The following is a 6,305-nucleotide window of genomic DNA, read 5'->3' on the forward strand; positions in this document are numbered from 1 at the left end:
ACCGAAAGTTGCAGAAAATCGCCCATATAGTAGGAACTTCAACAAGAATAGTCGTTCAGAGAGCGTTCTGAAGCGGTCTCCACTCATCGATTCGGTTGAAACCACGCATCACAGACCCGCTAAACCCACTGTAGTCTCAACTTCACCAGGCCTGAATTGTGTATAGCGATATACAATTTAACAGCTACCAAGATCCGATTAGAAGCGTTCTCGCGGCTGAAACCAGCCGATACTCTCTCAGATATTCTAATGTCTGGGCAAATACAATACTTAGTCTTATCTCGGTAATAAGACAAAGTAAACTCTTAGTGACCCCCACCCGTGGCCCCAAACGAGGCAGAATCAGAATCATGGCCGACGCTTCCCCATACTGTCGCTCCAGCTGGAATGCCGCGTCTGCAGCGGCGTTCCGACGGCACAACCCCTACACTTCGGAGGCTCAATGACGGGTCGTCGCTCCGTCGAGACGCCGATCGAGGACACATTCACGAAGTACCTCACGGACAAGGGGAAGGGCGATGCCGGCGAGCAAGGTGCGTACCGAACTGACGCCGATCGCGAGCTGAATCGATTCCACCGCTGGTGCCTCGGCGAGACCGCCGACCCGGCGAACGCCTCCCCACCCGAGTCGTGGGCTGGCGTCGTCGACGGCGACACCGTCCGGTTTGCGGACCTCGACACGACGGTCTTCTCGGACTACGCACGGTACCTCTCAACCGCCGGGTACGCCGCCGGCACCGTTCTCACCTACTACGCCCACGTCGCGTCGTGGTGCGGGTGGGCGCACGCGCAGGGGTACATCTCGCGGCACTACGCCCGCGAGTCGGACGCCGAAGATCCGCTTCCCGAGAACGACGGCCGCCGGCCGGGCGACCAGCAGGCGTGGGAACCGATCCACCGCGACCTGATCACCCAGTTTGTCGATCGGCGCGTCTCCGAGGCGTTCGACGCGCTCGGCGCGATTGAGGTTTCCCACGCCGATCGAGGGGACCCGGAGAGTGAGACGTGGCAGGCTAAACAGCGCGCTCGGTTCAAGGCCTACCAGCGGTGTCGTGAGCAGGCACTCGTGTATGTTGTCGCCTACACGGGCCTGCGCGGCTCGGAGTTCCTCTCGGCACCGAAAGAAGACCGCGACGGTCGGAACGGGATTCGCTGGCGTGACGTGTCGTTCGCAGACAGCAGCGTCACCGTGTTCCGAAAGAGCCGTGAGTGGAAGGAGGCGTCACTCCCCGAGCCCGTTATCGGCCCGTTGCAGCGGTACGCTGAGGTGCTGGACGTGCCGGACTCGTGGCCGGTGTTCACGACGCTACACCGCCCCTCGCTCGCCTCACACGTCGCCAAAGGACTCGCCACTGTCGGTCTCCGCGACAGCGCGATCGAGCGTGTTCGAAACGGGGCACCTGACCTGATCGTCGCTGCTGAGCACGACCTCGACGCGCCGAAGCCGCTCACCACTGACGGTGCCCGGTCGATCATGGAACGGCTCTGGACACACGACACACTCGCCGAGCGTCGCGACGAACTGGACCTCTCACTCGATGGCGACTATCTCGAACTACACGGCGGGCGTCGGGGTGTCGGAGAAGTGCTTGTTCGACAGTTCGGCTACGCCGCTGCAGCCCGGTATCTCGACAATAGTGAGGAACAGGTCCGCAAGGCCTACCAGCACATCGAGGCGGCTGAGCGCGCCGACATGGCGACAGAGGCGTTTTCACAGACAGACCAGCGAGTCAGTGATCAGTAGAGCTCTGTCGAGATCAACGACGAATGGTGGCCGTATCCTCTGTGGTCAGTCCGTCAGAAAGCGATCATCCAGAGAACTGGTACCGGTTTTCGACGGACGTGACGAAGTCGAAGGCCTTGACGAGTTGAACTGCGTCCTCGTAGCCATGCTGTGAGAGGGCGCGCTCAATTCCGCGGAACGCGGGCAAATCATTCGTGTAGATGCCGATCGATTCTGTCCGTCCGGCTTTGTTGAAATCCTCAGGAAGTGACATATACTGACCCAGTTGCGGTCAGTGAAGAAATATTATTTGTTCAATGATTTAGCTGTCCTGTGAGTCTATCAGGGACTGTTCTGACTCATCGCAAACGCCACAAATCTGGAGAGCCTGTCGAATATGGAAGTTCTTCTCTTCGCGAGTATCGACTTCTAGAGCTTTCTCAAGGTGGAATAGATACCCCTCAGATCGCTGTGTCATATGCCTATGTGGCACAGGAGATAGAATAACTCTTGCTCGTATTTATCAGAACAGATAATAATCAGATACCCGGTATGTACTCTTCGGTGACCTGCTGTTTCAGTCGGTAATATGTCTGAAAAGTAGGATTTCAACAGAGCCTCTCAAAGGATATTCCAAATATGGTATAATACGTAAAACAATTATAACACTACAAATTAAAACACAAACAATGACGTACGAAAACCTTGATACAGAGTTGGTAAACGCACTTCTGGGAAATGGCCGTGAGAGCTTGCGTAATCTCAGCGACGAACTTGATGTGTCTGTGACGACGGTCTCGAACCATTTGGCAGATCTCGAAGAAGCAGGCGCAATTGAGGGTTACACGCCAATTGTCGATTACAGCAAACTTGGCTACGACGTGACTGCCATTCTCCAACTCAAAGTCGATGGCCCCGGGCTACCGGATATTACAGACGCGCTTCGCGATGAACCACAGATGATGAGTGTATATGAGACGACTGGTGATTACGACATCATCGCGATTGGAAAGTTCACAGATTCCGACGATATGAACAACCAGATCAAGCGCGTCTTGGCCGATGCAGATGTGCAAGAATCCAATACGAGCGTCGTCTTGAACACTGTGAGTGAATACACGCAGTTCAGCGTTGGTGACGACTAGCGCGCTTGTGGAACCATTTGCCGTATCTAATGCGTCACAGCAGAACTAATTCTCACTCATAGCGAAACCCCATCTCTCCTCCTCTTACCCAAACTATAGTGACTCAGTTCCGTGGCAAACGTTTATAATTTCTAGTTTCGTAACTCTATACAGGATGAGCTACGATACAGAACACGTGCGAAACGCGGGTGACACTCCGGGGATGATCACCGGAATCCCTACGTTCGCAGAATTACTCGAGAACCCGTCTCTCGCTAGTCTCTATACATCCATTCGGCGGTCCGGGACTACGACGGGCCCTGAACTCGTTGAAACAACGACAGTCTCGAAGAAGACGGTGTACGACTATCTGCATAAACTGGAACAGGCGGGCCTGATCAGCAAAGTTGACCATGATAGCAGAACCGCCGTATACACCGCTGAAAAGTTCGAACTGACATTGACAGTCCGCGAAACAGAAGTCTCGATTACGCCTGAACTTATCGAAGTGATCGCACAGAAGAACGAATATCCAGCGATCGAGCGGGTGCTCGAAGATCACGGCATCGTCACGTTTGCACTCGCATACGACCTCGTGAAAGCACACAGTAAGGGGGATGTCACAATCCGGCAGATCGCGAGCCTCGCAGACCTTTCCTCTGGAACTGCGTATGATCTTGTCGAAGCCATCTATTCGATTCTCGATCTTGGTGACGACGAGTCGGGCCCGACGACGTACACACCAGATGATTTCGATGAGAACGAAGGCGATCTCCTCGAGGAATTTGACGACAAGTAGACCGAATGACGAGGATTTATACTGCGAATATTGCGGACACGGTGATGTTTCGGAACTTGGGAAAGCACCCCAGTCCGCACCTACAATCACTCAAAACTGCCGTGGAGGAAATCGGAACAGAAATTTGGGTGCCAGCAGCAGTCTACCACGAACTGGCGGATACCGGGAGTGCTGACTCACCGGCGAATCCATACCTCGATATGGCTATCGAAGAAGGGTGGCTGCGGGTAACCCCACCACTTCCCGGTAACCGCACAGCGGGATTCGATAGTAGCGCTGGACCGGTTGAGAAAGCACGGTTCGTTGCAGATGGGTTTCTCAATCAGCAAAGCAAGTATCCAGAGACGAACAACTGGCAGGATGCAGCAGTAGTCGCGTTGGCAGTTCGATTGTTTGATGTGAATGCTCGAATCCGTGTGATCACCCACACAGCGGACGAAAATCTGGCCAAGGCGTGCGCTCGTATCCCTCCTGAATTTGGGTACTACGATATCAAATCCCGATACTATAACCCGCCCCAGACAGCAAAGGCTGAGTTTCCAACTATAGACCGGCTTTCGTGGAATGAGTGATCCACCTCTAGGTCCTGCTCTGAGGCACTCGCTTTGATTATTGACATATATGCCAGACGACTGTTACAGATACCTGTTACAGATATCTGTAATAGGTACTTATTCTAGATAGTTCTATCAAGTGCATGCTTCAAGATCGCCATCAGTACAGCTTCTAGTTCCAACACAACCGAAACAGCTGGAAATCACAGACAAATTCCAGCGCACAGCTCCCTAACTGATTGCGTCTTTGCAGTTGAATCCGTGTGTCCTCACTACCCATCAATAAATACAGATAGTTGATACAGAAAGATGTTCTAGATATTCGTTACAGATCATAGGCCCGAATGTCTGACACAGATATATGTAACAGGCGCTCATATGAGTCGGTATATGATAACGACTGTCATTTACGCTGAGTCCGGGGGGACGTACAAAACGACCATGACAGCAAACCTCGCGGTCGCGCTCAAGCGGATGGGGCTTGATGTCCTCGCGATCGACTTAGACCCACAGACAGGTAATCTCACCTCACTCTTCGACGTCGGAGAGAACCGTGGGAACCCGGATGCAGACAATCTCGTAAAGCACATTCTGGAAATGCCTGATAGCGACTTCGACAACCTCATCGAGACCTCTGAAGAGGGCATCGACATAATTCCGAGCCACGACATGCTGGGGGACTTTACCTCCAACCTCGAGCAGAAAATCTCCTATGAAACGGGGATGAAGGGTATCTCTCGGGACGAGTACCCCCGCTTCGAGCTTCTATACAATCTCCTCTGGGAGCGAGAGCAGTTGAACGAAAAGTACGACGCAGTCCTCATCGACCCTAACGCGCGCGCCGAAGACCTCCTGTACAATGCTATCTACGCACTTCGGACACTGGTAGCACCCGTTAAGCCAGCTGGGAAGGGAAGTCTCAGCCTCGATGGTCTCGAGGAGATGGTCGGAAACATGGAGACTGCGCTGGACATCGAAATCGGGCTTTCGTGCGTGGTTCCGTCCGGGGTCGGGCAGACGAACGCCCACAAGCAGTATCGCGATCAGTTCGAAAATACGGACTCCTTTGCAACGCCAGTCTCTATCGGGTCACGAGAGAGTCTGATGGACGCTATGTGGGAAGCCCGTGGCTCTGCGTTCAAAGTAGTCGAAGAAAGGTGGAAGACCTACGAGGAGGACGGCGAGATGATCACGGAGAAAGGTGAGCGAAGAGTGCCCGACCGTGAACTCGAAACGCTGGAGAAGCTATGGCAGCTGGCGGGATTCATTGCGACGGAGACGTTCGGTGTAGATGTAGACGACGAACTCGTCCTAAATATCGACGACTACGGGACTGAGACGATGCGGTTCAACCTCGCAACTGAACCGGAGGTGGCTGACTAATGGGGGGAGATTCATTCAAATCTGGGTCAGGGAACCTCAACTTCGGTGACGAGGAGGAAGAAGCAGATGACGAACCAGAGAAACCCGATGATATCGCGAACGAGGAGGCGGATGATCAGGAGCCCGAGGTAGCCACCTCTGCCGAAGTAGATGAATCTCGGACCTCCCGAGGAACAAAGAATACGAACAGTCCCAGCGAGAAGAGCACGACGACTACCCCGCCGGCCAGCGATACCGGAGCACACCAGTATCCGTACTTCGTACGTCGGAGTAATGTCGGAGACGAACGAGACAACCGGCTTGAGATCTTCGCTCGCGATGAAGTCGTCTCCCGAGAAGCGGAGTTTCGTAGCCGACTCGCCACGGAGCTCGGGGCTGATGATATCGCGAAGACAGATGCCCGTGAGTATGCACTTCTCGCGGCGTTCGACAATGTGGAGGACGTTGCAGAACTTATGAGAGGAGACGGGTACGGCGAACTCGATTAGCGGCTGTTTTCGTTCACTTCACCCTGCAACCGCTGAAGTTCTACTTCCTTTCCCCCACGGTAGCGCATACTTGATAGGAGACTTTAACGGCCATCTGTCTTTAGTTAAGCGAGAAACCGCGAGATAGCGGCGGCTTATCGAGGCATCTTTCGGAAGGAATGAGGAAGTCCAGTCTGTGCACGACAAGGACTCCTCATCTCGAATTATGCGTCGACTCACTACACTGTTTCCCTC

Annotated in this window: 7 protein-coding genes; 6 read left to right on the plus strand and 1 reads right to left on the minus strand. The window is 53.9% G+C overall.

Going from position 1 to position 6,305, the window contains the following annotated elements:
• Positions 1–442 precede the first annotated feature (442 nt).
• On the plus strand, positions 443–1,744 hold the full coding sequence (locus EDM04_RS18280; protein WP_050032092.1) for a hypothetical protein: 1,302 nt from the start codon (positions 443–445) through the stop codon (positions 1,742–1,744).
• Between the two features lie 64 nt (positions 1,745–1,808).
• Here EDM04_RS18280 and EDM04_RS18285 read toward each other — a convergent pair whose 3' ends face one another.
• Positions 1,809–1,997: a hypothetical protein gene (locus tag EDM04_RS18285; RefSeq protein ID WP_050032091.1), complete on the minus strand. Its 189-nt coding sequence runs from the start codon at positions 1,995–1,997 to the stop codon at positions 1,809–1,811.
• 415 nt (positions 1,998–2,412) lie between these two features.
• On the opposite strand from EDM04_RS18285, the gene lrp reads away from it, so the two are divergent.
• From lrp to EDM04_RS18310, 5 genes are all read left to right on the plus strand, one after another.
• A complete protein-coding gene (gene lrp, locus EDM04_RS18290) occupies positions 2,413–2,868 on the plus strand; it encodes an HTH-type transcriptional regulator Lrp (protein WP_050032089.1) in 456 nt (151 codons plus the stop codon).
• A gap of 154 nt (positions 2,869–3,022) precedes the next feature.
• Positions 3,023–3,646: a helix-turn-helix domain-containing protein gene (locus EDM04_RS18295; RefSeq protein WP_164471170.1), complete on the plus strand. Its 624-nt coding sequence runs from the start codon at positions 3,023–3,025 to the stop codon at positions 3,644–3,646.
• Between the two features lie 14 nt (positions 3,647–3,660).
• A complete protein-coding gene (locus tag EDM04_RS18300) occupies positions 3,661–4,218 on the plus strand; it encodes a hypothetical protein (protein WP_082222449.1) in 558 nt (185 codons plus the stop codon).
• Between the two features lie 372 nt (positions 4,219–4,590).
• Complete coding sequence (locus tag EDM04_RS18305) at positions 4,591–5,583, plus strand: ParA family protein (RefSeq protein WP_050032087.1); 993 nt, start codon at positions 4,591–4,593, stop codon at positions 5,581–5,583.
• Positions 5,583–6,071: a hypothetical protein gene (locus tag EDM04_RS18310; protein WP_050032086.1), complete on the plus strand. Its 489-nt coding sequence runs from the start codon at positions 5,583–5,585 to the stop codon at positions 6,069–6,071. Before EDM04_RS18305 ends, EDM04_RS18310 begins: the two co-directional genes overlap by 1 nt.
• Positions 6,072–6,305 lie beyond the last annotated feature (234 nt).

It is taken from the genome of Halorubrum sp. CSM-61, from assembly GCF_003781945.1.
In the GTDB taxonomy this organism is placed as follows: Archaea; Halobacteriota; Halobacteria; order Halobacteriales; family Haloferacaceae; genus Halorubrum.